Raw genomic sequence first — 19,758 nt, forward strand, 5'->3', positions numbered from 1 at the left:
ATGTCTAAGCTTAACTTTAAAATTATTACTCATATTATGGGGCTTTTATTGCTCTGTAATGGAGGTTTTATGCTGATAGCAACTATCGTTAGTTTTATCTATAAAGATGGTGTTACCATGCAAATCATGTTAGCGGCATTATCTACCATGTTTGTCGGAATAATTTTAATGTTTCTTACGCGTGAGCATCAAAAGTCTATTAATAAAAGAGAAGGCTATATTGTTGTTACTTTTGGATGGATTTTCATGTCCTTAAGTGGTACATTACCATATTTGTTTTCTGATGCCATTCCCTCGTTTACCAATGCATTTTTTGAGACGATGTCTGGTTATACTACTACTGGCGCCTCTATACTTAATGAAATAGAAATTGTGCCAAAAGGAGTGCTTTTTTGGCGTAGTCTTACCCATTGGATAGGTGGTATGGGAATTATTGTATTAGCGGTAGCAATATTACCATTATTAGGAATTGGAGGTATGCAGTTATTTGCTGCGGAGGCTCCTGGACCTAGTGCCGATAAGTTGCATCCTAGAATTACAGATACGGCAAAAAGGCTGTGGCTTATCTATTTTGGGTATACAGCTGCAGAAACTATATTACTTAAAGTAGCTGGAATGGATTTCTTCGATGCTATTAATCATGCGTTAAGTACCTTATCCACTGGAGGATTTTCAACCAAAAATGCTAGTGTGGCTTATTGGAATGATCAGCCGCTTATTCAATACATTATTATTGTATTCATGTTTTTAGCTGGAATGAATTTTATATTAAGTTATTTCGGTTTTAAAGGGAAGTTTGGTAAATTCTTAAAAGATGAAGAGTTTAAGTGGTATGTGATTTTTATGGTTGTGTTTACCGCAGTTTCTGCTATTATTATTTATTTGAAAGCGGATCCTGCAAATTCAGTTATAGATCATCCGATGGTGTTAGGAGAAGCAGAGAGTGCTTTTAGGCATGCATTATTTCAGGTTTTGGCAGTTGTTACTACAACAGGATTTGTCTCAGCTGATTTTACCGTCTGGACGCCTTTCTTAAAAATAATATTTTTTGGTTTGATGTTCTTAGGTGGATCTGCTGGATCTACAGCGGGAGGTATGAAAATAGTAAGGCATTTAATTACTATTCGTAATGGTATTTTAGAATTTAAAAGAACGTTGCATCCAAGAGCGGTATTGCCTGTACGTTATAATACAAGAGCGGTTTCTAAAGAGATCGTATATAATATACTTGCGTTTTTTATATTGTATATGTTGTCGTTTATAATTGGTTCATTAGTTTTAGGAATGCTAGGATTAGATTTCGAAACCGCGATTGGAGGAGCAGCTTCCTCGCTTGGTAATGTTGGGCCAGCTTTAGGAAAACTTAGTCCTGTGAATAACTTCGATGTATTACCAGCATTTGGAAAATGGTGGTGTTCTTTCTTAATGCTTATCGGACGTTTAGAATTGTTTACTGTTCTTATACTGCTTACTCCGTTCTTTTGGAGAAATAGGTGAACTTTATATTAAAAAGCAGCTTCCCACGGACCTATTGCATAAGGATTGATATGCCAAAGCTCTGCCACCTTTTTAATGGTGTCTTTTACTTTGCCTTGTACACTTTGCAAATAAATAGGTTCTATAAAAAAGATGTCAAGTATTGCTTCGTAATAAGATGTTGAATTATCGATGTCCGAAGGAGTATAATTTAGAATCTCATCATCTGAAAGGGGGCTTTTAAAATTCTCTTTGAAAATTTGAAGCACATTTTTTTGAACGATACGTTCTTTTTCAAGAATGTCCATAAATACAAATACGGGTTTTAAGATTGTTATTTATGTTCAAACTACAATTATTTCTTTCTTCAGTGTTTTCCCCAAAACATTTTAGAATATCATCACTTATAACTCCGAAAACGGTAATTTATTTTGGAAAAAATAAAAACCGATGATTTTTATGGAATCATCGGTTTTTTAATAAAAGATATATGATTTTGTTAATTAACTAACAGCTTTTTTAATTCTGTCTATAGCTTCAGTAATTTGTTCAGTACTTGCAGCATAAGATATTCTGATGCAGTTTCCGTTTCCAAAAGCATCTCCAGTAACAGTAGCAACATTTGCTTTCTCTAATAAGAACATAGAAAAGTCTGAAGCGTTATTAATAGTAGTGCCATCGATTGTTTTTCCAAAATAATAAGAGATGTCTGGGAATACGTAAAAAGCTCCTTCGGGTTCATTACATTCGAAACCAGGTATTGCTGCTAATAAATCTAAAATTAGTTTTCTACGGTTTTTAAACTCATCAACCATATATTGGATATTGCTTACAGGAGCTTCTAAAGCGGTAATAACTGCTCTTTGGGCAATACAATTGGCTCCACTAGTTACCTGACCTTGCATTTTGTTACAAGCTCTAGCAATGTCTTGTGGTGCTCCAATATAACCTATTCTCCATCCTGTCATCGCAAATGCTTTGGCAACACCGTTTACCGTAACAGTTCTATCGTACATATCTTCGAATTGAGCCATAGATGCATGATCTCCTACATAATTGATGTGCTCATAGATTTCATCACTAACTACGATAATGTCTGGATATTTTTGTAGCACATCTGCCAATGCCCTTAATTCATCCTTGCTGTATATAGATCCACTAGGATTACAAGGAGAACTGTACCATATCATTTTGGTCTTAGGTGTAATTGCGTTTTCTAGTTGCTCAGCGGTCATTTTAAAATCATTCTCTATAGAAGTTTTTACCTCCACAGGAACGCCTTCTGCAAGTTTTACAATATCACTATAACTTACCCAATAAGGACAAGGAAGTATAACTTCATCACCAGGGTTTAGGTATACCTGTGCAACATTGTACAAAGATTGTTTTGCACCTGTAGACACTACAATCTGAGAACGATCATACGTTAGGTTGTTATCTCTTTTAAATTTTGTGATGATTGCGTCCTTTAATTCTACATATCCATCTACTGGTGTATAAGAATTGTAGTTATCGTTAACAGCCTGAATGGCTGCGTCTTTTATAAAATCCGGAGTATTAAAGTCTGGCTCACCCAAACTTAAACCGATAATATCTTTACCTTCTGCTCTTAATTCTCTAGCCTTAGCTGCCATTGCTAAGGTTGCAGAGGCCTTTAATTTGTTGATTTTGTCTGATAATTGAATACTCATTTCCGATACTTGTGTGCTCATTTTGGTAATTGATAAATAAAAGTTATGATTGCATAGCAGGTTTCATTCCCATCTGTTTTAGATGTTTAAAATGGGCGATAATCGCTTTGCGAGTAGTCTTATATTCATTATATGGTAAATTAAACTCCTGTGCTGTTTGTTTTACAATCTTAGAGATTTTGGTATAATGAATGTGACTAATATGTGGAAAAATGTGGTGTTCCACTTGATGGTTTAATCCTCCAGTAAACCAGTTAATTAATCTATTTTTGGTTGAGAAATTTACAGTGGTGAATAATTGATGTATCGCCCATGTGTTTTTCATAGTGCCAGTAGTGTCTGGTAAAGGCATTTGAGCTTCTTCCACCATATGCGCCAACTGGAATATGATACTTAATATCAAACCAGCTACATAATGCATTACGAAAAAACCGATGAGGATTTTCCACCATGCGATGGACATAATCACCATTGGTACTACGATCCAAATTAGAAGGTAAATAATTTTTGTTATAACAATAGTGCTCCACTGTTTTATAGGGCTAGGAAGTTTACCATAAGCTAATTTTCGAGCTAGGTATCTTTTAGTTTGTTTAAAATCTGTTGTTAATGCCCAATTAAAAGTCAGTAAGCCATATAAAAAAACAGAGTAGTAATGCTGAAATTTATGAAACTTCATCCATTTAGCATGTTTTGTAAAACGAATAATTCTACCAGCATCCATATCTTCATCATGACCGTGAATATTGGTGTAAGTGTGATGTAAAACATTATGTTGTACCTGCCAATTATATACATTTCCAGCAAGAATATACATGCTACTTCCCATTAGTTTGTTGATCCACTTTTTAGAAGAATAAGATCCGTGGTTTCCATCATGCATAACATTCATACCAACTCCTGCCATACCAATACCCATTATAACGGTAAGCAAAAGCATCCACCATTGTGATATATCAAGGGTAAGTATGAGAAAATATGGGGTTAAGAATATCGAAAACATGATAATTGTTTTCAAATGTAGCTTCCAGTTTCCCGTTCGTTTAATATTATTTTCTTTGAAATATTGATTCACTCGCTTATTCAGAGTTCTGAAAAATTTTGCTGAATCAACTCTGCTAAATTTCACATTAGGTGTAGTCATGGGTTTCATATTTATGACTTAACGGTATTCGTCATACTTTATTCGGTAAAGTTAGGTATTTATATTTTTTTAACTTCTTAAAAAGTAGTAAAATATATCCAAGTTTAGATGTATTTTTGCGCTTTAAAAATTAGTCCATGGATATTCTACATAAATATTTCCCCGATCTAACTGATGATCAAAAAGAAAAATTTGAAAGGCTTGGTGATTTGTATAAAGATTGGAACGCTAAGATTAATGTAATATCCAGAAAAGATATTGATTTACTATATGAACGACATGTTTTGCATTCACTGGGTATAGCAAAAGTTGAACAATTTAAACCTGGAGCTAAAGTCTTAGATGTGGGTACTGGAGGAGGATTTCCAGGTGTGCCTTTGGCTATTTTATTTCCAGAAACTGAATTTTACTTAGTAGATGTGATTGCAAAAAAGATTCGAGTTGTAAATGAAGTGGTAAAAGCATTGGGGTTGACTAATGTAAAAGCGGAACAAAGAAGAGCAGGAACTTTTGATGAACGTTTTGATTTTATCGTAAGCAGGGCTGTAACTAATATGCCAGATTTTGTAAAATGGATTCGAAAGAATATCACTAAAAAGTCTAATCATCAATTGTCTAATGGAATACTATATTTAAAAGGAGGTGATCTTACCGAAGAACTTTCCGCATTTCCAAAAGCGAATCAATACGATTTGTCGGATTATTTTGAAGAGGAGTTTTTTGAAACCAAAAAAGTGGTGTACATGCCATTAAAATATAAGTTATAATAAAAAGAGTAAACAGGGAGAGTTCCTTATTAATTAGTAATTGCTAAAAACTACCGAGAAAACATACTTAACCACTTAAGAATATGAGAAAAACGCTGAGTATACTTCTAATTATTTTTTGTTCACTAACTGTTTTAGGTCAAAAAATTAAAACAGCTTCTGGAGATATTTCTGTGCTTGCGGGAGAAAAAGAACTGTCAGTTACTTTTGGGTATGATAATATAAAGGTGCATGGTTATGAAACAGAAGAGGAGTTTATAGAAGATAAAATGCGAATACGAGAAAGGCATAAACCTGGATCTGGCGCTGGCGAAAGGTTCAAAGGTTCTTGGTTTGCCGATAGAGATACTGTATATGCACCAATGTTTATCGAAAACTTGAATTATGCAATACCTAAAAAAAGAAAAATCAAAGTTTCAGAAAATAATCCTGAAGCAAAATATAATTTGCATGTAGAAACATTGTGGGTGTATCCTGGGTATAATGTAGGTTTTTCACAGCCTTGTAAGATAGAAGTGGCACTTAAAATATATGAAATAGCTAACCCTGATAACGTTGTCTGGGAGTCCAAATCACCTTTGCGTATTGAGGCTAAGTTAGCTCCGTATAAGAGAGAAATTAGAATAGGTGCTGCTTATGGTGCTTTAGCTATGAAATTGTCTTGGTTTTTAAGGAAAAAAGCAAAGTGAGGTTTCTTGTTTTTGTAAAGTCAAAGAAAATAAAAATTCATTTTTTTTAATAGAAAATAAACAATAACTAATTCTGAGGGTCAATTTTTTAAATTAACTCTCATTTTTACAAGATATTTTTCAAAACCTGCTTTTTCATACGCCTTAATGGCGCGAGGATTTTGATCATATACATCTAAGTGGAGTTCATAGATTTCTTTTGAGCGGAACCAATCTGATAAATATTTTATTATATTTTGACTTACTCCCATTCCTCGATAATCTTCCTTAACAAACATAAATCCTATATATCCCATCGTCGTTTCTTTGAAAAACACTTTTCGATCTCTTATCTGTCCATAACCGCTGCCTACTATTTCTCCATTAATTTCTGCAACAGCTACTTCAGTATGATCTGCTGTAATGTATTCAGAAAGGTCATAATAATTTATTTTTTCTGAAGTAATTAAAGTTGGGTCCATTGGGATTTCTGTTTTTATAATTTCTTGTTCGAAATCTAACAGAATAGGCAGATCTTTAATTTTTGCTGGACGTATAATCATAGGGTTATTTCTTCTTAAAAATACTAATCATTAAATGTATAAACAAAATAGGTTGTACCAAGGTTACTAATGATAAAAGTATTAGTTGAGTAATAATAAGATTATCGTTATATGACCATTTTGATTCGGAAGAAAAAATATAAGGAACCAATGTAAATAAAAGAAGTCCACCAATTGTTCCTATAATATGAATGTAAGTAAGTATTAAATTTTTTGTTTTATTCAATTTGTGAATTGTAAAATAAGTCAACCCAATACCAAGAAATAAAAGGGACATAAGCAAAAAAACATGAAACCAAGAGATTACGTAATAGGTGTCATGTATATTGATATCTAAAGTGTCATTCTGAAAATAAAAACCGTATATCGTCATAAATAGAGATAATACCCAAAATGAGATATACGGTTTGCTTGTAATATGTTTTAGCATTTACTATTCTCCTAAAAATGGATATCTATAGTCTGCTGGTGAAATAAATGTTTCTTTTATCGTACGAGGAGATACCCAACGTAATAGGTTTAGGTATGATCCTGCTTTATCATTAGTACCCGAAGCTCTTGCTCCTCCAAATGGTTGTTGTCCTACAACAGCACCGGTTGGTTTGTCATTGATATAGAAGTTTCCAGCAGCATTTTCTAACGCTTTAGTGGCTTCTGCAGCTGCATATCTATCTGTAGAGAAAATAGCACCTGTTAAAGCATATTCACTAGTTTGATCAACTAATTTTAAAGTTTCTTCCCATTGATTGTCATCGTATACATAGATTGTAATCACAGGTCCAAAAAGTTCAGTACACATTGTGGTGTATTTTGGATCTTCTGTAAGAATCACCGTTGGTTCTATAAAGTATCCTTTTGACTTGTCATACCCACCGCCAGCAATAATTGTAGCATTATCATCTTCTTTAGCTTGATCAATATACTTAGCAAGTTTATCGAATGATCCTTCATGAATTACAGCAGTAATGAAATTGCTCATATCCTCTGGAGATCCCATTTTGAAGGATTTGATGTCTGCCAATAAGAATTTTTCTACATCGCTCCACAAGCTTTTTGGTATATAAGCTCTGGAAGCAGCACTACATTTTTGTCCTTGGAATTCGAAAGCTCCTCTGGAAATACCAGTTGCTACTTGTTTTGCATTCGCACTTGGATGTGCAACAATAAAATCTTTACCTCCAGTCTCGCCTACGATTCTAGGGTAGGTTTTATAGTTGTGGATATTGGTTCCAATTTTAGCCCAAATGTCTTTAAATACATGAGTACTTCCCGTAAAGTGGATACCAGCAAAATCCGGACTTGCTAATACAGTATCTGTTATCATCACAGGATCACCATATACTACATTGATTACTCCATCAGGAACTCCGGCTTCTTTGAAAATATCAACAATTACTTTTGCAGAATATATTTGACTATCACTTGGTTTCCATACAACAGTGTTTCCCATTAACGCAGCACTCGCAGGTAGATTTCCTGATATTGCAGTAAAGTTAAAAGGGGTAATTGCATATACGAAACCTTCTAATGGTCTATATTCTAATCTATTCCAAGCTCCAGAAGTAGAGTCTGGTTGATCTTCATAGATCTGAGTCATAAATTCTACATTAAATCTTAAGAAGTCTATAAATTCACAAGCTGCATCAATTTCAGCCTGAAAAATATTTTTTGATTGCGCTAACATCGTCGCTGCATTAATCTTTGCTCTGTAAGGACCAGCAATTAATTCTGCAGCTCTTAAGAATACAGCAGCACGCTGTTCCCAAGCAAGATTTGCCCATTTTGTGCGAGCTTCTAACGCTGTGTCAATAGCTTTTTGTATATGCTGTTTTTCAGCTTTATGATATGTTCCTAAAACATGTTTATGGTCGTGAGGAGGTGACATTGTTTCTGTGTCTCCAGTTCTGATTTCTTCTCCATTTATATAAAGAGGTACATCAATAGTAGTATTATACATTGATTTATAGGTTGCCAGAACTTCTTCTCTTTCTGGGGTTCCGGGAGCATATGACTTTACAGGCTCATTGATAGCTGTTGGAACTTGAAAAAAACCTTTTCCCATGATCTGATATATTTAGTTTGTAAGATGAGTACGTTTACTTAAAGCGGCAAAGATAGGAAATTAAAAAGGGCAATATTGATTTTAACCTTTTATAAACTTGAGTAAAGTATTGTATGTATTTTTTTCGTAAGTTGTACAAAATTTATCCGACCCAAAAGACCTATGTGTACAGTAACTTTGATCCCCACCCAAGAAAACGGTTTTATATTAACCTCTAATAGAGATGAGGCAATTAATCGAAAAACGCTGGTTCCAGAGTTTTATCAGATTAATAAGACTAGAATGCTTTTTCCTAAAGATGCGGTGGCTGGTGGTACTTGGATTGGTATCAGTGATAAAAATACGATGATTTGTTTGCTTAATGGAGGTTTTAAAATTCATGAAAGACTTATTTCTTACAGGCAAAGTCGAGGAGTAGTGGTTAAGGACTTGTTGGGAGCGGATGATTTGGAACAAGCAATAGAATCATATGATTACAAAGGGATAGAACCATTTACCATCGTTGCAGCAAACTGGAGTTCGGATTTGAAGTTTTATGAATTAGTTTGGGATGGAAAACAAAAACATTTTAAACAGTTAGAAAAACAGACGCATATTTGGTCATCTTCAACTTTGTATACTCCAGAAATGAAAAGCACAAGAGAAAACTGGTTTGATGCATTTGAGCAAGAAAATACGTTGACTTCCCAATCTCTTTTGAATTTTCATAAAAATGCTGGAATCGGTGATAAAAATATCGATTTACAAATCGACAGAGGTTTTCTTAAAACTCGAAGCATCACTCAGGTAGTAAAAGATAATGAAGAAGAGCTTTCTATGCGATACGAAGATCTTCAAAATTCCAAAGTTCATACCATAGCTTTTGGTGCTATTACTGCTTAGTTAAATAGTATCTTATTGTTATATAAAAGAATTAAGGTTATTAATATTAAAATGTGAAATCTGTGATGGATTACACGGGTAAAATAATTTCATTAGCATTTCCAGATACGTTTGTTAGATTTTCTGCCGAGGAGACTAAATCTACAAGTGTTTTGCAATTCTTAGGATTGGGAAAAAATGGTGTTATTAAGGCAGGTCATGCAGCGTTTGTCTTAATTGAAAATAAAACAGGAAATGCCGAGTATTACGATTTTGGTAGATATATTACGCCTCATGGGAAAGGTAGGGTACGTAGTGCAATTACAGATGTGGAATTAGAAATTCCATTTAAGGCCACGTTCTCTGATGATGGCGCTTTGACTAATCTGGATAAGTTTCTTGTTTGGTTAGAGGCGCATCCTGAGAAAACGCATGGAACTGGAAGATTGGTTGCTTCTGTTTGTGATTATATTAATTATGAAAAAGCCAAGTCTTACGTGGTTGAAATGCAGGATCGAGGAAGTATTCCGTATTCAACTTTTAGAAAAGAAGGCAGTAATTGCTCTAGAATTGTTACCGATACCATTTTGAATAGCACGGATAAATCTCGTATCAGGACACCTTTACTCAGGAATAAATTATTTACACCTAGTCCTTTAGGGAATGTAGAAAAAGGATCTTTGAAGAATCAAATATTTCAGGTAGAGAATGGAGTTTTAATGGAGTATCCAAATTCCGTTTTAAAAGAAAATCTTACGAACTATTTTGATAAAAGAACTCCTGATATGGAATATTCTACTAATATAAAGTTGCCAAATTCTTTAGAAAATGCTCATTATCTTTCTGGAATTGGGAGTAGTGCATATTTTACAATAAAAAAGTCATCCGAAGTATCAATGTTTGAAATTAGTAGATATACCGAACATGGAATTGAGGATTTTAGAGGTGTATTTAAGTCGAGTACTGTTTTTAGTCTAACCAAAGAATATAAGTTCGTATATGATTCTAATTGTAAGTATTGTCATGTACAACAAGAAGGGAATAAAATACGTTTTGATTTAGTTAAAAAACTTAATTTAAAGCAAAAGGAGCACTTAGCTTAAAGCTAGGAATGAAGACTTTAAACTTTCTAGTAGAAGTGAAGTTTACCATATTGTAGTGTCCTTTCATCGCTCCGAAAGGGGAACTTAAAAGACATCCACTATTGTAAGTATGAGACTCTCCTGGTTTTAGTACTGGTTTTTTGCCAATAACACCCTCACCTTCTACAATTTCAGTATTACTTAATGCATCTTTTATTTTCCAAAATCTCGAAGTAAGTTGAACCGAATCTTTACTTTGATTTTCTATGGTGATGCGGTAACCAAAGGCAAAATGAATCTTATAGTTCTTAAAGAACGTGCCTTCAAAGGTAGTATCTACCGAAATTTTTATACCTCTTGTTATTTGCTCAACCATTGTTAAAAAATAAAAATAGATCCTATAATAGCCACCATCGAACCTATACTTGCTAAGATAAAAAATAATATGTTTACTAACAGAAATTTAACAATAGTTTTGGCTCTTTTTTGCTGATAAAAGTTACGCATAGCCTTATATAGATAAAAAAGAAAAACAAACATAGCTATGCTAGAAGCAATTTCGCTATTTGTAATTTGATCTAGTAATATGGCAATCCCCATTAGAATAAAAAACATGGTTTGAGTATGAAAAGTAAATACCAGATGTTCCATGTAGTTAAAGGAGCGTCTAACGTAGATCAACCAAATGGTTAAAGCGAAAAAAGGAAGGAAGAAAAAAATGATAAATGGAAGTTTGTTAAATACAAATTTCAAAAGTTCCATTGGATTTTCATTAAGATCTCCTGTTCTAATACTTCTTCTGTATAGATATTTGGTATATCCACTTTTATTATGTTGCAAACTGTCTAGCGCCAAACTAGCTGATAACTGTCCTGTTTTTTTATAATGAGATTTGTAAGTTTTCCATCGACCTTTAGTTGCATTATATATGCTCATGGTGTCTAATTGAGCTTCATCATAATATACAAAATCTTCCTGCTCTTTATTTTGAGCGATAGTGTCTGTTTTGTTGCTTTCATCGGTCAATGAAGGGCTCGATATTTTGACTTGAAATGCTTCTTTTTTATCTCTTTCCTCATGGTCTTCAAGGATTAAAGTGTCAAAATCAATAAACAATCCACTAATAATAAAAAATATGATAGAGACACTGAGGTAAAACCTAAATGGGTTGGCGTATTTTATACGTTTTCCTTCGACATATTCTTTCGTAACCACTCCTGGTTTGAAAAGTAATCCCACGATGGTGTGTCTTAATCGAGAGTCGTAAGAAAAAATACTGGCAAAGAACTCGTTAAAAAAATCTTTAAACGAAAGTTTTTTGGTAGTGTTAATTTGGCCGCAATTATGACAATAACGATCTATAACATCCAAAGGAACTCCACAGTTTAAACATTCATTACCTCGATATTTTTTAAGAAATCTCCCCTTTTCTTTCATGGTTAGCAGATGGTTTGCATAATGAGACTAAAGTAGTTGTATTTCGTTACAAAATAAAACAATTTCCAATGTCTTTAAAACTGGGTAAGTTGTTGCAAATATTTAAGTTCGAAATACGCAAACGATAGAATAAAAATGTAGGAAAAAATGATTATAACGTTTTAGTTGAATTTTGATAGTGTTTTTAAGCAATATTTTTAGGTTTTTATCGAAAAAAATAATTTTAACTTTATCGATTTAGGTTAGTTTAAGTATTTGAAAATAAGTCAGTTAAATTGATTTTAAAGCTTATGAAGGTATAGTGTTTAGAGAAGGTAAATGGTATTTTTGAGTAGTTAAATTACGGTTTAGCAACAATACTTTTTTTAAACAACTTAATAAACCTTTATATGATTAAATCAAACCTTGTCTTTAGCATAGCTTTATGTTTATTTATTTTTTTTAGAGTTACTATTGGAAATGCGCAATATAATGCAGATGCGCCATGGATGTCTCAAACTTTTCAAAAATCAACTTCCGATACTAAAAACACATTAAAATTTAATGAATTGGTCAATGCTTTTGATCGATATTGGGAGAATAACGATTTTAATGTAAAAGGAAACGGACATAAACCTTTTAAGAGATGGCAGGAGTTTCATAAGAATACAGTGATGCCAGATGGTACGTTACCAACATCTGATTTTTTGTGGGATGTCTGGGAAGAAAAACAAAATAAGAAGACGTATAACAGTAAAATGACGGAAAGTTGGCTTCCAATTGGGCCTTTTGATCATGATCCTACAAATTCGTGGTCACCAGGCCAAGGGAGAATTAATGTTGGGATCATCGATCCTAATCAGTCTAATGTTATGTATGTGGGAGCGCCTGCTGGAGGAATTTGGAAATCTATAGATAATGGAGAAAATTGGGAGCCTTTATCTGATGATTTGCCTCAAATTGGAGTTTCTGGTATCGCAATTGACTATAATAATTCTAATGTAATTTATATATCTACAGGTGATGATGATGCTAGTGATTCTTACGGGATAGGTGTGTTGAAATCGACTGATGGAGGGTATACCTGGAATAAAACCGGTCTCGAAGCCTCTGATCAATACGAAATTGGTAATGATATTTATATAGATCCTAATAATTCTAATAAATTATGGGTGGCAACGAGTAGAGGTGTTTATAAAACAGAAGATGCTGGTGCAAATTGGGTAAAAACATTAGTGGGAAATATTAAGGATATAAAGATAAAACCTGGTGATACCAATACCATCTATGCAGCAACTTCTAATACTTTTTATAAATCTACTGATGGAGGTAATAGTTTTTATGTAATACAAAATGGTTTGCCTGTCAATTCTTCGCGACTTGTTATAGATGTTACTCCTGCAGATCCGAATTATGTATATGTGTTAAGTGCTGCAATTGGAAACTCTTTTCAAGGTCTGTATAAATCTACTGATGCTGGTGCAAGCTTTCATAAAACTCAGGAAACTGAAAATATTTTAGAAAGTACACAAGCATGGTATGATTTAGCATTAGCGGTTTCCGATGAGGATCCGAATATGGTTTTTGTAGGGTGTCTTAATGTATGGAAATCGATAGATGGAGGAGATAATTTTGTAAGAATAAATAGATGGAATAGTCCAACGGAGCCTACATATACACACGCAGATATACATTTTTTACGTTTTTATAATGGCCGACTTTTGTGCGGAAGTGATGGAGGGATTTATGAGTCTGTGAATAACGGGATATCGTTTACGGATTTGACAAAAGGTCTTCAAATTGGTCAGTTTTATAAAATATCGGTAGCAGAGAATAGTTCTTCTGATCATTTGGTTGGTGGTTTACAAGATAATGGAGGCTATGCTTTAGACGGTTCTCAGTGGAATGTTTATCATGGAGCAGATGGTATGGATTGTGCAGTTCAGGGTGATGATCCAAATACATATTATGGATTTATTCAATATGGGATTAGTTTGTATAAAACAGAAGATCGTGGGAAAACTCGTAGATATTCTGGTGGAGGACCTGAAAGAGGAAATTGGGTAACGCCTTTGGTGTCCGATCGTAATGGAAATATTTACGCAGGATTTAAAAGCTTCTATAAGTTAGACAATGTTTCTTTTAGAAAACAAACTGATTTTGATTTCGGAGGTAGTAATATAGATCATATAGAGTCGGATCCCACGGATATGAACATAATCTATGCTGCTGATTTTAGAGATTTATATAAAAGTAAAGATCGTGGTGTAAACTGGGAGAAAATATATTCATTTCCTTCTTCAATTACTTCTATCGAAGTTCATAATGATAATAATCAGATTATTTATGTATCTACATCAGGATCTATTAGCGGAAAAGTTTTTAGATCAGAAAACCAAGGAATTGGTTTTGAAGATATTTCTGGGGATTTACCGCCAGATGCCAAATTCGTAGTGAGACATCACAAAGGAACAGAGTCTATTTATCTGGGAACCTACTTAGGAGTATATTTAAAAAATGGAGAAGAGCCGTGGCAAGATTATTCTTCCAATCTTCCTAATGTAGCTGTAAGAGATTTAGAGGTAAATCTAAAGGATAATGTGTTATTAGCAGCTACCTATGGTAGAGGAGTTTGGAAAGTTCCGTTAGCTATAGAAATTCCATCTGATGAAATAGCTCCTTCTAAGCCATTAGAAGTTGTGGCATCAGAAATTGATCAGGTTTCGCTAACATTAACTTGGAGTGCGTCTATGGATAATATTGCAGTTACTAGTTATGAGATTTATGAAGGAGATGAGTTTGTGAAATCGGTAAATGGTACAACTACGAATATTACAGGATTATCTGCGAATACCAGTTATGAATTTAGAATTATAGCATTAGACAGAAAAGGAAATAAATCTATTCCAAGCGATGTTACTTCCATTACGACAGAAATGGTTTCCGAAATTACTGTAAACTTTTATAAACCATGGGATTGGAGTGATCAGGTGCAGGTTTACTTTTTTAGTGCTTCTTTAAATGCAACGCTTTCTGGAACTAATGAATGGCCAGGGCAATCCATGAGTTTGTTTCCAACAACAAATTGGTATTCTTATACCGTGCAGTTGCCTGCTGGTATTGATGAAAATGATGTGCGTGTAGTGTTTAATGCCGATGGTAATCAAACAGATGATTTAATGCGTTCATCAGATGGTTGGTATTATGAAGGTGTTTGGAGTGATCAGTGTCCGATAGATTGTGATGGTTTAAATGCAACAGTTATAGATATTTATTTTAATACTCCTACCTACAGCTGGAATGGTTCTTCGAATATCTATGTGTTTGATAGAAATCGAAATATTACTTTAGAAAACACAGTAGCTTGGCCTGGTCAAGCGATGACCACTATATCAGGAACTCCATGGAAGAAATGGTCATTCGTAGTTCCTAATGGGGTGTCTCCTGATGATATAGGTATTGTATTTAATGATGGTAGTGGAATGCAGACGGTAGATTTAGCAAGAAATAGAACGGGTTGGTTTACAGCTGGATATATCGATAATGGAAAATATGTTGGTTTCTGGAGTGATTCTTGTCCATCATCATGTGATCAGATACCGTCAATTGATGAGGTAGAAGAATCAATTTCGACAATAGCATCTACTTCGGAAGATACCGTAAAGGCGATGATTATACCTAACCCGATTAAAGAGGATTCATTTTTAAGGCTTAATTTGCCAAGTAGCGGAGTTTTAGAAGTTAATTTTATAAACTTACTAGGGCAAAAAAGAACAATATTTAATGATAATGCCATTTCTGGAAGAATGGATATTCAACTAAATCATTTAGATAATGAACTAAAAGGAATATGCTTTTACGAAATCAAACTCAATGGAACTAGACTGCATACCATAAAAGCAGTTGTGCAATAAACTTTGCAAAGAGTTTAAAAAGGGTAAAGTTTTATTGCTTTACCCTTTTTTTTTAGTTTGTAATATTTCTTGAGTTTCCGATTCCTTTTCCAATTGCACGATCATAACGAGCACCAGGAGCACGATAATATGGAATGACTACATATTCATTTTCAGTTTCATCGAAATTACCGCTAATAAAACCAGGATCTATGGTTCCGTCAGGGCGTACCAATACATATTTGTAATTGTTGAATCCCTGTTTAAATAATTTTTTACCTGTGTAAATTCCGTTCTCTTGATCATATGTTAAACGAGTAGACTCGTCAGTTATATAATTATTGAAATTTCCGAAAAGATGAATTTCGCCACCATCTAAAGGCTCATAGCACTGCAATGCAAAATGCATCCATACGTAATCCGCTTCTGTATTGCTGTTTTCTGCTCTTAGATTTCTAACAACAAAACTACCGTTGATATCAGGATAATAAGTGTAAATTCTGTTACCACGTACCACATCTGTATAGAGGTAATTGTGGTAAATATCTTGTAAATCGATTCCTCTGATGTTGGCTGTAGGAGATCGTACTTCTTTATTGTCAAAGAAAAGAAATTCATTTCCTGCCCAGAAGCTAGATTCAGTATCATATTTGTATACTAGGTTATTGGCAACGGTGAATTGTGGAACTAAATCTGTGATAGCATTTTTTAAATCATTATTCTGAATCACTAAGGTTTTTACGTTGCGTTTAGGATTCTTCAGAATTTCATTTGGTGAACTTATTTCAAATTGTACAGATTGTCGTGTATCGATAAATTTTAAATCTCTAGATCTTTTGGTGTATACTTTAACGTTAGTCAGATTTTCATAAACAATGAACTTTCTGGAAAACACAATTTCACCATCGTCATCATAAATTTCGATCATATAGTTCCCACTTACCTTTAAACCTCTTGTATCTTCATTGGGTATCCTTAAGGTATAATGGCTATACATCTGTAAGGTATTAAAAGAATTTTCGTAGTTGACTATTCTAATATCATCAAATCCGTTTAGGTATTCATTTTTGTACAAGGAAGAAGGAGTCCAGTCAAAATTATAATAGGTGATTTTGTAATAATAATCTACTTCATCTCCATTGATATCATCAAACCTAATGGTTAGTGGATCACCAAGTTTTAAAATTGGTGTGCCCGAAAATTCTTCACTACCAAAAAGTTGAATCGTTTTTATATGGTCTGGAGGTGCGATCTCTTCTGTGGTTTCTTGAGCGAGAATAATTGATGGAAAGGAGCTAAAAATTCCTAAAATCAAAAAGAATTGTTTAAGTTTTTGTGACATTAATAGAATTGTTGATTGTGTAAAGATAAACAAAATGTGTGCCTAAAGATAAGTGTAGATTTTTTAGGGCTCAAACTTCTTATTTAGAAACATTATAAATAAAATCTTATAACATCACCAGCTTTCACTTACGTGTTTTAATTAGTAAATTTGCACGATTTTTTTAGTTAATTAACATAGACTACTAATATGTCAAAAGACATTCGTATCAGAAAGGGCTTAGACATTAAGCTGGTTGGTGAAGCAGAGAAGGTTACTTCTGAGGCTACCAAGAGCAATGTTTACGCAATAAAGCCTGACGATTTCCACGGTATTGTACCCAAAGTTATTGCCAAACAAGGTACAGAAGTAAAAGCCGGCGAACCCCTTTTCCACTCAAAAACTAATGAAAATATGCTTTTTCCTTCTCCGGTAAGTGGTGAAGTTGTGGAAATTGTTCGCGGTGCTAAACGAAAAATATTAACGTTCAAGATTTTAGCGGATAAAGAACAACAATTTGCCGATTATGGTGCAAAGGATGTAAAGTCAATGAGTGGAGAAGATATCAAATCTCACTTATTAGCGTCTGGTTGTTGGCCGTTTATAAAGCAACGTCCGTATGATGTAATTGCTAATCCAGAAGTTGCTCCAAAAGCAATATTTATTTCTGCATATGCAACTGCACCATTGGCTGCAGATCTTGAATATGTTTTAACGGGTAAAGAAAAAGAGCTTCAAGCAGCTGTTACGGCATTGAGCAAGTTGACAGAAGGTGATGTCCATGTTTCTATTGGTAAAAATGGAAGTTCTCCTTTTACTGGTTTAGATCACATCACCATTCATAATGTAAGTGGTCCACATCCTGCTGGAAATGTTGGGGTACAGATCGCTAAAGTAGATCCAATAAACAAAGGAGAGGTTGTATGGGTAGTAAATCCTCAGGACTTAGTGATTATTGGAGAGTTGTTATTAACAGGGAAATTTAATGCCGAGCGTATTATTGCGCTAGCAGGATCTTCTGTAAAAAGCCCTAAGTATTTTAAGACAAAAATAGGCGCAGAAGTATCTTCAGTGGTATATGATTCTGGAGTAAATGATAATAACATAAGAGTGATCAGTGGTAATGTGCTTACTGGAGATAATGTAAAGCCTGATGGTCATTTAGGTTTTTATCATGATATGATCACTGTAATTCCGGAAGGAAATGATTATGAGTTTTTTGGATGGAATAAACCAATCTTCAATAAAATTTCTCCTTCTAGAGCATTGACTTTTTCTTGGTTATTCCCAAATAAAAAGTATGATTTAAATACGAATACGAATGGAGAACATAGAGCGTTTGTAGTTACGGGTAATTATGAAAATGTTTTTCCAATGGATATTTATCCATTACAAATCTTAAAAGCTTGTGCTGTTAATGATTTGGATGCGATGGAGCAGTTAGGAATGTATGAAGTAGCTCCTGAAGATTTTGCGTTGACTGAGTTCATATGTGTGTCCAAACAACCACATCAGCAAATCATCAGAGAAGGATTGGATTTAATGTTAAAAGAAATAGGATAGAGTCATGAGTTTAAAAAGTAAATTACATAACTTAAAACTTAAGTATAAAGGTACAAAGATGGCACCTGCATTTAATGCAATCCATACTTTTCTGTATTTACCAGACGAAACTACGCATTCTGGAGCTCATGTAAGAGGAGCAGATGATCTAAAACGTACGATGAATACTGTGATTATGTCACTAGTACCATGTTTGATATTTGGTATGTTCAATGCAGGATATCAGCATTATTTAGCACTTGGAGAAATAGAAGCGGCTTCTAATGGTTTTTTTAGTGCTGCTTTTTGGTCTTTTGATAATTTAGTTATTGGATTGTGGAAGATTTTACCATTAGTGGTAATTTCATACGGAGTTGGATTGGCAGTAGAATTTTTATTCGCGGTAATCAAAGGTCATGAGGTAGAAGAGGGTTACTTAGTAACAGGAATGTTAGTTCCATTGATCGTACCAGTTGATACTCCTTTATGGATGTTAGCGGTTGCGGTAATTTTTGGTGTGGTGATCGGTAAAGAAGTTTTTGGTGGTACGGGAATGAATATCTTAAATCCCGCTTTAACGATTAGAGCATTTTTGTTCTTTGCATATCCAACTTGGATGTCAGGAGATAAAGTTTGGGTACATGGAGCAGTAGAAAGAGCAAATGAAATTGCTGGTGGAGCACAATTGGATGCAATATCAGGAGAAACAATTCTTGGAGGATTAGCGCAAGGAAAGAATATTATAGGGTCAGGTGATGCTACATACTCGGTAATGGATGCTTTTTATGGGTTTATTCCTGGTTCTGTAGGAGAAACATCTGCATTATTAATTTTATTAGGAGCAGCTTTCTTAATTTTTACAAAAATTGGAAGTTGGAGAATTATGCTAAGTGCAGTTATCGGAACTTTAGTAATGGGATTAATATTCAACGGAGTTACTAATGCAGGTTGGATTTCAGAATCAAGTAAGTTTTATGCTTTAATGAATCTAGAATTCTGGAAACACCTTATTGTAGGTGGAATTGCATTTGGTATAGTGTTTATGGCTACAGATCCAGTAACAGCTTCACAAACGAATAAAGGAAAATGGATTTATGGATTCTTAATTGGATTTATCTCGATATTGATAAGAGTATTTAATCCAGCATATCCAGAAGGAGTGTTCTTAGCGATATTATTAATGAATGTATTCGCTCCAACTATTGATCACTATGTGGTTCAAGGAAATGTGAAGAAGAGAATGAAACGTCTAAAATTAAAAACAGCGTAACG

General features: G+C 34.0%; 17 protein-coding genes. 8 read left to right on the forward strand and 9 right to left on the reverse strand.

The window, feature by feature from the left end:
* On the forward strand, positions 1–1,497 hold the full coding sequence (locus Q1B37_RS04110) for a potassium transporter TrkG (RefSeq protein ID WP_299602730.1): 1,497 nt from the start codon (positions 1–3) through the stop codon (positions 1,495–1,497).
* An 8-nt stretch (positions 1,498–1,505) separates the two neighbouring features.
* On the opposite strand, the gene Q1B37_RS04115 is transcribed toward Q1B37_RS04110, so the two are convergent.
* The 3 genes from Q1B37_RS04115 to Q1B37_RS04125 all read right to left on the reverse strand — a co-directional run bounded on the left by Q1B37_RS04115 (position 1,506) and on the right by Q1B37_RS04125 (position 4,311).
* A complete protein-coding gene (locus Q1B37_RS04115; RefSeq protein ID WP_299602727.1) occupies positions 1,506–1,784 on the reverse strand; it encodes a hypothetical protein in 279 nt (92 codons plus the stop codon).
* Positions 1,785–1,979: 195 nt separating this feature from the next.
* Positions 1,980–3,167 (reverse strand): pyridoxal phosphate-dependent aminotransferase, encoded by a 1,188-nt coding sequence (locus Q1B37_RS04120; protein ID WP_299895853.1) that lies wholly within the window; start codon positions 3,165–3,167, stop codon positions 1,980–1,982.
* Positions 3,168–3,210: 43 nt separating this feature from the next.
* On the reverse strand, positions 3,211–4,311 hold the full coding sequence (locus tag Q1B37_RS04125; RefSeq protein WP_299602724.1) for an acyl-CoA desaturase: 1,101 nt from the start codon (positions 4,309–4,311) through the stop codon (positions 3,211–3,213).
* Positions 4,312–4,448: 137 nt separating this feature from the next.
* On the opposite strand from Q1B37_RS04125, the gene rsmG reads away from it, so the two are divergent.
* Both rsmG and Q1B37_RS04135 read left to right on the forward strand, forming a co-directional pair.
* Positions 4,449–5,078: a 16S rRNA (guanine(527)-N(7))-methyltransferase RsmG gene (gene rsmG, locus Q1B37_RS04130; RefSeq protein WP_299602721.1), complete on the forward strand. Its 630-nt coding sequence runs from the start codon at positions 4,449–4,451 to the stop codon at positions 5,076–5,078.
* An 83-nt stretch (positions 5,079–5,161) separates the two neighbouring features.
* On the forward strand, positions 5,162–5,767 hold the full coding sequence (locus Q1B37_RS04135; protein WP_299602718.1) for a hypothetical protein: 606 nt from the start codon (positions 5,162–5,164) through the stop codon (positions 5,765–5,767).
* A gap of 80 nt (positions 5,768–5,847) precedes the next feature.
* Here the strand turns inward: Q1B37_RS04135 and Q1B37_RS04140 are convergent, their stop codons facing one another.
* From Q1B37_RS04140 to pruA, 3 genes are read right to left on the reverse strand one after another with little or no spacing between them, the layout of a single operon-like run.
* Entirely contained in the window at positions 5,848–6,309 is a 462-nt protein-coding gene (locus Q1B37_RS04140; protein ID WP_299895756.1) for a GNAT family N-acetyltransferase, read from the reverse strand.
* Between the two features lie 4 nt (positions 6,310–6,313).
* Positions 6,314–6,739: a hypothetical protein gene (locus Q1B37_RS04145; RefSeq protein ID WP_299895758.1), complete on the reverse strand. Its 426-nt coding sequence runs from the start codon at positions 6,737–6,739 to the stop codon at positions 6,314–6,316.
* Positions 6,740–6,742: 3 nt separating this feature from the next.
* Positions 6,743–8,371, reverse strand: a complete 1,629-nt coding sequence (gene pruA, locus Q1B37_RS04150) for an L-glutamate gamma-semialdehyde dehydrogenase (protein WP_299895761.1) — start codon at positions 8,369–8,371, stop codon at positions 6,743–6,745.
* 162 nt (positions 8,372–8,533) lie between these two features.
* Here pruA and Q1B37_RS04155 point away from each other — a divergent pair, with 162 nt between their 5' ends.
* Together Q1B37_RS04155 and Q1B37_RS04160 are read left to right on the forward strand one after the other, a co-directional pair.
* Positions 8,534–9,253, forward strand: coding sequence for an NRDE family protein (locus Q1B37_RS04155; RefSeq protein ID WP_299895764.1), 720 nt, complete (start codon positions 8,534–8,536; stop codon positions 9,251–9,253).
* A gap of 65 nt (positions 9,254–9,318) precedes the next feature.
* Positions 9,319–10,335, forward strand: coding sequence for a DUF6695 family protein (locus Q1B37_RS04160; RefSeq protein WP_299895856.1), 1,017 nt, complete (start codon positions 9,319–9,321; stop codon positions 10,333–10,335).
* Here the strand turns inward: Q1B37_RS04160 and apaG are convergent.
* Together apaG and Q1B37_RS04170 are read right to left on the reverse strand one after the other, a co-directional pair.
* Positions 10,304–10,690 (reverse strand): Co2+/Mg2+ efflux protein ApaG, encoded by a 387-nt coding sequence (apaG, locus tag Q1B37_RS04165; protein WP_299895767.1) that lies wholly within the window; start codon positions 10,688–10,690, stop codon positions 10,304–10,306. The two genes, Q1B37_RS04160 and apaG, sit on opposite strands and share 32 nt — an antisense overlap.
* Before the next feature lie 2 nt (positions 10,691–10,692).
* The gene (locus tag Q1B37_RS04170; RefSeq protein WP_299895769.1) at positions 10,693–11,751 is read right to left on the reverse strand and encodes a DUF3667 domain-containing protein; all 1,059 of its coding nucleotides are present in this window, start codon (positions 11,749–11,751) and stop codon (positions 10,693–10,695) included.
* Between the two features lie 389 nt (positions 11,752–12,140).
* On the opposite strand from Q1B37_RS04170, the gene Q1B37_RS04175 reads away from it, so the two are divergent.
* Positions 12,141–15,644: a starch-binding protein gene (locus Q1B37_RS04175; RefSeq protein WP_299895772.1), complete on the forward strand. Its 3,504-nt coding sequence runs from the start codon at positions 12,141–12,143 to the stop codon at positions 15,642–15,644.
* 52 nt (positions 15,645–15,696) lie between these two features.
* On the opposite strand, the gene Q1B37_RS04180 is transcribed toward Q1B37_RS04175, so the two are convergent.
* Entirely contained in the window at positions 15,697–16,965 is a 1,269-nt protein-coding gene (locus tag Q1B37_RS04180; protein WP_299895774.1) for a DUF5103 domain-containing protein, read from the reverse strand.
* 189 nt (positions 16,966–17,154) lie between these two features.
* On the opposite strand from Q1B37_RS04180, the gene Q1B37_RS04185 reads away from it, so the two are divergent.
* Both Q1B37_RS04185 and Q1B37_RS04190 read left to right on the forward strand, forming a co-directional pair.
* Positions 17,155–18,507, forward strand: a complete 1,353-nt coding sequence (locus Q1B37_RS04185; protein ID WP_299895776.1) for a Na(+)-translocating NADH-quinone reductase subunit A — start codon at positions 17,155–17,157, stop codon at positions 18,505–18,507.
* A 4-nt stretch (positions 18,508–18,511) separates the two neighbouring features.
* Positions 18,512–19,756, forward strand: a complete 1,245-nt coding sequence (locus tag Q1B37_RS04190) for an NADH:ubiquinone reductase (Na(+)-transporting) subunit B (protein ID WP_299895778.1) — start codon at positions 18,512–18,514, stop codon at positions 19,754–19,756.
* Positions 19,757–19,758 lie beyond the last annotated feature (2 nt).

Origin of the sequence: uncultured Aquimarina sp. (assembly GCF_947492965.1) — a bacterium.
Lineage (GTDB): Bacteria > Bacteroidota > Bacteroidia > Flavobacteriales > Flavobacteriaceae > Aquimarina.

Bases quoted from the DNA above. Each gene is read 5' to 3' on its own strand.
- Q1B37_RS04110 (WP_299602730.1), top strand. From the start codon at position 1: ATGTCTAAGCTTAACTTTAAAATTATTACTCATATTATGGGGCTTTTA.
- Q1B37_RS04115 (WP_299602727.1), bottom strand. From the start codon at position 1,784: ATGGACATTCTTGAAAAAGAACGTATCGTTCAAAAAAATGTGCTTCAA.
- Q1B37_RS04120 (WP_299895853.1), bottom strand. From the start codon at position 3,167: ATGAGTATTCAATTATCAGACAAAATCAACAAATTAAAGGCCTCTGCA.
- Q1B37_RS04125 (WP_299602724.1), bottom strand. From the start codon at position 4,311: ATGACTACACCTAATGTGAAATTTAGCAGAGTTGATTCAGCAAAATTT.
- rsmG (WP_299602721.1), top strand. From the start codon at position 4,449: ATGGATATTCTACATAAATATTTCCCCGATCTAACTGATGATCAAAAA.
- Q1B37_RS04135 (WP_299602718.1), top strand. From the start codon at position 5,162: ATGAGAAAAACGCTGAGTATACTTCTAATTATTTTTTGTTCACTAACT.
- Q1B37_RS04140 (WP_299895756.1), bottom strand. From the start codon at position 6,309: ATGATTATACGTCCAGCAAAAATTAAAGATCTGCCTATTCTGTTAGAT.
- Q1B37_RS04145 (WP_299895758.1), bottom strand. From the start codon at position 6,739: ATGCTAAAACATATTACAAGCAAACCGTATATCTCATTTTGGGTATTA.
- pruA (WP_299895761.1), bottom strand. From the start codon at position 8,371: ATGGGAAAAGGTTTTTTTCAAGTTCCAACAGCTATCAATGAGCCTGTA.
- Q1B37_RS04155 (WP_299895764.1), top strand. From the start codon at position 8,534: ATGTGTACAGTAACTTTGATCCCCACCCAAGAAAACGGTTTTATATTA.
- Q1B37_RS04160 (WP_299895856.1), top strand. From the start codon at position 9,319: ATGGATTACACGGGTAAAATAATTTCATTAGCATTTCCAGATACGTTT.
- apaG (WP_299895767.1), bottom strand. From the start codon at position 10,690: ATGGTTGAGCAAATAACAAGAGGTATAAAAATTTCGGTAGATACTACC.
- Q1B37_RS04170 (WP_299895769.1), bottom strand. From the start codon at position 11,751: ATGAAAGAAAAGGGGAGATTTCTTAAAAAATATCGAGGTAATGAATGT.
- Q1B37_RS04175 (WP_299895772.1), top strand. From the start codon at position 12,141: ATGATTAAATCAAACCTTGTCTTTAGCATAGCTTTATGTTTATTTATT.
- Q1B37_RS04180 (WP_299895774.1), bottom strand. From the start codon at position 16,965: ATGTCACAAAAACTTAAACAATTCTTTTTGATTTTAGGAATTTTTAGC.
- Q1B37_RS04185 (WP_299895776.1), top strand. From the start codon at position 17,155: ATGTCAAAAGACATTCGTATCAGAAAGGGCTTAGACATTAAGCTGGTT.
- Q1B37_RS04190 (WP_299895778.1), top strand. From the start codon at position 18,512: ATGAGTTTAAAAAGTAAATTACATAACTTAAAACTTAAGTATAAAGGT.